The sequence below is a fragment of the Actinophytocola sp. genome (assembly GCF_036555685.1).
Lineage (GTDB): Bacteria > Actinomycetota > Actinomycetes > Mycobacteriales > Pseudonocardiaceae > Actinophytocola.
The window spans coordinates 1-4579 of the sequence record NZ_DATBKY010000269.1; the positions used below are offsets into that span (position 1 = coordinate 1).

Annotated in this window: 5 protein-coding genes and 1 riboswitch; all 5 genes read right to left on the reverse strand. The window is 72.5% G+C overall.

The window, feature by feature from the left end:
* On the reverse strand, window positions 1–192 hold a 192-nt coding region (locus VH969_RS27530; RefSeq protein ID WP_331979391.1), incomplete at its 3' end, for an ATP-binding cassette domain-containing protein.
* Entirely contained in the window at window positions 165–1229 is a 1065-nt protein-coding gene (locus tag VH969_RS27535) for a FecCD family ABC transporter permease (RefSeq protein WP_331979393.1), read from the reverse strand. The genes VH969_RS27535 and VH969_RS27530, both read right to left, overlap by 28 nt.
* The gene (locus tag VH969_RS27540) at window positions 1229–2179 is read right to left on the reverse strand and encodes an ABC transporter substrate-binding protein (protein WP_331979395.1); all 951 of its coding nucleotides are present in this window, start codon (window positions 2177–2179) and stop codon (window positions 1229–1231) included. The genes VH969_RS27535 and VH969_RS27540 overlap by 1 nt, the downstream gene beginning before the upstream one ends.
* 81 nt (window positions 2180–2260) lie before the next feature.
* Window positions 2261–2376: riboswitch (cobalamin riboswitch) on the reverse strand.
* A gap of 72 nt (window positions 2377–2448) precedes the next feature.
* Window positions 2449–3468 (reverse strand): LacI family DNA-binding transcriptional regulator, encoded by a 1020-nt coding sequence (locus VH969_RS27545; protein WP_331979397.1) that lies wholly within the window; start codon window positions 3466–3468, stop codon window positions 2449–2451.
* Window positions 3465–4579, reverse strand: a 1115-nt coding sequence (locus VH969_RS27550; protein ID WP_331979399.1) for a glycoside hydrolase family 1 protein, incomplete at its 5' end; no start/stop codon positions are given. The genes VH969_RS27545 and VH969_RS27550, both read right to left, overlap by 4 nt.

The following is a 4579-nucleotide window of genomic DNA, read 5'->3' on the forward strand; positions in this document are numbered from 1 at the left end:
GTCGTGGTCGACCACGCCGACGATCGCTTTCAGCAGCGAGGACTTGCCGGCCCCGTTCGGCCCGATGATCCCGAGCCAGCTGCCGGCCGGCACCTCGACGTCCACATCGGACGCGACGACCTTCGTGCCGTAGCGGGCCCGCACCCCGCGCAGCGCCAGCGCGGTCACCGGATCTGCCCGCGGTTGCGCCACAGCACGAGCACGAAGAACGGCGCGCCGGTGAACGCCGTGATCACGCCGATCGGCAGCTCGGCCGGCGCGAAGGCGGTGCGCGCGATGTGGTCGGTGATGATCAGGAACGTCGCGCCGCCGACCAGCGACAGCGGCACCACCACCCGGTAGCTCGCGCCCGCGAGCAGCCGGACGATGTGCGGCACCACGATGCCGACGAACCCGATCAGCCCGCTCACCGCGACCGCCGCCGCGGTGGCGAGCGACGCGGCGAGCAGCACGACGATCCGCACCCGGCCGGGGTGGATGCCGAGCGACGTGGCCTCGTCGTCGCCGACCGCGAGCACGTCCAGCAGCCGCCCGCACATGCACAGCACCACGCCGGCGAGCCCGATGTACGGCAGCGTCAGCAGCACCTCGCGCCAGCCCGTCGTGTTCAGCCCGCCGAGCATCCAGCTGTAGACCTGCTTGATCGTGTCCGTGTTGAGCTGCTGGACGAACGTCTGGATCGCGGTGAGGAACGACGCGACCGCGACACCGGCGAGCAGCAGCACCGCGGTCCCACCGCCCGCCGAGCGGCCGAGCACCCACGTCAGCGTCACGCCACCGATCGCCCCGGCGAACGCGGCGAGTGGCAGCGGCCCGATGATCCACCCGGTGACCGAGGGCGCCGCGACGACCACGATCGTCGCCGCCATCCCGGCGCCGGCGGCCGCGCCGAGCAGGTATGGGTCGGCGAGCGGGTTGCGGAACACGCCCTGGAACGCGGCGCCCGCCATCGCGAGCGCCGCGCCGACGAGGCCCGCGAGGATCACCCGCGGCAGCCGGATCTCCCAGACGATCGCCGCCTCGGTCGGCGAGAGCGGCGAGCGGCCGCCGGTCAGCTGCGCCCAGACCTCGGCCACGACCCGCGTCCAGCCGAGGTTGGCCGCGCCGAGCAGCGTCGAGACCGCGATGACGACGACGAGCGCGAGCACCGACACGACCAGCACCGCCGGCCGCAGCCGGGTCGGCGCGACGCGCGGCCGGCCGGTGTCGCGGCTCGTCGTCGTGACCATCAGCCCTTGCTCGCCTTGTCCACGGCGTCGGCGACGTCCTGGGCGAGGTCGACCACCCGGGGACCCCAGCGCGAGGCGAGGTCGTCGTCGAGCGCGACGACGTTGCCGTCCTTGACCGCCTCGAGGTTGGCCCAGCCGGGACGCTTCGCGACAGCCTCGGCGTTCTGCTGGCAGCACTTGGTGTCGGCCAGGAAGATCAGGTTCGGGTTCGCCTTGAGGATGGCCTCGTTGGACAGCTGCGGGTAGCCGCCGGAGTCCTTGTCGGCCGGGTCGGCGATGTTGGCCAGCCCGAACATGCCGTAGACCTGGCCGATGAACGTCTTCGAGGTCGCGCTGTAGAGCGTCGTGTCCAGCTCGTGGTAGTAGGTCAGCGGCTTCTTAAGCTTGGGCGCGTCCGCGGCGAGCTTCTCCATCCCGGACTTCGTCCGGTCGGCGAGATCCTTGCCCTCGTCGGCGTGTCCGGTGGCCTTCCCGATGAGCTCGATGCCGGCGTAGACGTCGTCGAGCGTCGCGGCCGCGGGGACGAGCAGCACCTGGCGCTTGAGCTGCTTGAGCTGCGCGACGATGTCGTCGGCGTCGTCGGAGAGGACCACGAGGTCCGGGTCGTAGGCCGCGATCGCCTCGACGTTGGGCGTGAGCCCGGAGAGCTTGGTCCTGGGCACCTCGGGCGGGTAGTTGGACTGGTCGTCCACCGCGACGACCTGCTTGCCGGCGCCGACGGCGAACAGCGTCTCGGTGTTGCTGGCCGACAGCGAGACGATGCGCTCGGGTTCCTTGTCGATCGTCACCGGGTCGCCGGTCGGCGGGGTGACGGTGACCGGGAACTGCTTCGCCGTTTCCTTCGGCGCGCTGCTCTCGTCGGCGCGCTCGGCGCAGCCGGCCGTCACGAGGACGGCGGCGAGGGTGACGGCCGCGAGACGTCGCGCGCGCCTGCGGATGGTTTCGGACATGGACCACCTCGGTCGTCGGCCCGGGCGGGCAGGCGGGCGACCGCGGGTCGCGACGCCGCATCCCAGAACCCGGGGCGGTTGGCGTCGACGCGGGGAGTGGTAGGCGACCTGGCTCGGGCACGCTTCGCGCGCCTCCACAGTTGCGGGACAGCGCCGGGTTCACACCGGACTTCGCTACCACCTGCCGCGGCCGTTGTGGTGGGCCGCGGACTGTTCGCGTCACCGGTCAGGGGCTGACCAGCAAAAGGACGTTACCACCGGTAGCCGGGTCAGGCGGACTCGCGTTCCACCAACTCTGTCGGCAGCACCACCGGGTCGCCCACGGGGTCGCCGCCGATCTGGGTCAGCAGGAGCTCCGTCATCGTGCGGGCCTGGTCCACCACCGGCTGGTGGATGGTCGTCAGCGGCGGCTCGGTGTGCTTGGCCATCTCGATGTCGTCGTAGCCGACCACCGACACGTCCGCCGGGACGACGCGGCCGGCCGCGCGCAGCACGCGCAGGGCGCCGATCGCCATCAGGTCGTTCGCCGCGAAGACGCCGTCGATGTCGGGGTGGCGGTCCAGCAGGCCGGCCATGGCCGCCTCGCCCGACTCGCGGGTGAAGTCGCCGTACGCCACGCGGTCGGGCTTGCGGCCCGCCGCGGACAGCGCGCGCTCGTAGCCCGCCAGGCGGTCGTAGCCCGCCGTCATGTCCTGCGGGCCGGCGATCGTCGCGATCCGGCGGCGGCCCACGTGCAGCAGCCGCTCCGCCGCCAGCTGCGCGCCGCCCACGTTGTCGACGTCCACGTACGACAACCCGGGCAGGTGGCGCTGCGGGCGGCCGCCGACAACGGTGGGTATCCCGGCCTCCAGCAGGATCCGGGGGAGCGGGTCCTCGTCGTGCATCGACGCGAGCAGGACGCCGTCCACGTGTCCACTTCGGACGTAGTCGGCCAGCTGTGCGTGTTCGGCGTTGTTCTGCGCGTTCACCAGCACGAGCTGCACGCCGGTGCCGATCAGCGCCTGCGAGGTCGCGATGATGATGTTGCCCAGGTACGGGTCGGACAGCACCGTCGCGTCCGGCTCGCGCATCACCAGCGCCACCGAGTCCGTCCGCCGCATCGCGAGCGAGCGCGCGGCCCGGTTCGGCACGTAGCCCAGGCGCCCGACCGCCGACTCGACCGCGTCCTTGACCTCCGGCGACACCCGCGGCGAGCCGTTGATCACGCGCGACACCGTCGCCCGGGAGACCCCCGCCTCCGCGGCCACCGTGTCCAGCGTCGGCTTGCGCCGGACCGATGCGTCGCTCATGCGTCGATGCCGTTCGTCCTCATCACCTGCCGGTACCAGTGCGCGCTGTCCTTCCAGGTACGCACCTGGGTTTCATAGTCCACGTGGACGATGCCGAACCGCTTCGCGTAGCCGTGGGCCCACTCGAAGTTGTCCAGCAGCGACCACACGAAGTATCCACGAAGGTCGACCCCGGACTCGATGGCCTCGTGCACGACGGCCAGGTGGTCGCGCAGGTAGGAGATGCGCTCGTGGTCGGCGACGACGCCGTCGGCGGCCGGCTCGTCGTCGAACGCGGCGCCGTTCTCGGTGATCATCAAGGGGACGGGCGCGTACTCCTCGTGCACCCGGTGCACGACCGCGCGCAGGCCCTGCGCGTCGATCGCCCACCCCATGGCGGTGGCCGGACCCGGCTGCTCGACGAACCGGACGTCCGCGCACCCCGGCCACGGCGACGGACCGGTCGCGCGGGCACCCGCGTCCACGAGCGTCGGCGTGTAGTAGTTGACGCCCAGCAGGTCGATCGGCGCGGAGATCGCCGCGAGGTCCTCGTCGGACACGAAGGACCAGTCGGTCAGCATCGCGGTGTCGCGCAGCACGTCGGCGGGGTAGCTGCCGCGGAACAGCGGGTCGAGGAACAGCCGGTTGGCCAGCCCGTCGATCCGCCGCACCGCCGCGGTCGCCTCCGGCGAGGTCGCGCCCGGCAGCACCGCGGACAGGTTCAGCGTGATCGACACCTGCGCGCCCGCCGGCAGCGTGGCCCGCAGCGCGTCGGTGCCGAGCCCGTGCGCCAGGAGCAGGTGGTGCGCCGCGCGCAGCGACAAGGTCGGGTCGGTCCGGCCCGGCGCGTGCACCCCGGCCGCGTACCCGAGGAAGGCGGCACACCACGGCTCGTTCAGCGTGGTCCACACCGGCACCCGGTCGCCCAGCCGCTCGCCGACGAGCGCCGCGTACTCGGCGAACCGGAGGGCGGTGTCGCGCACGCCCCACCCGCCGGAGTCCTCCAGCTCCTGCGGCAGGTCCCAGTGGTACAGCGTGAGCACGGGCGTGATCCCGTACGCCGCCAGCTCGTCCACCAGCCGCTCGTAGTGGTCGAGGCCCGCGACGTTCGCCGGGCCCTTGCCGCCGGGCT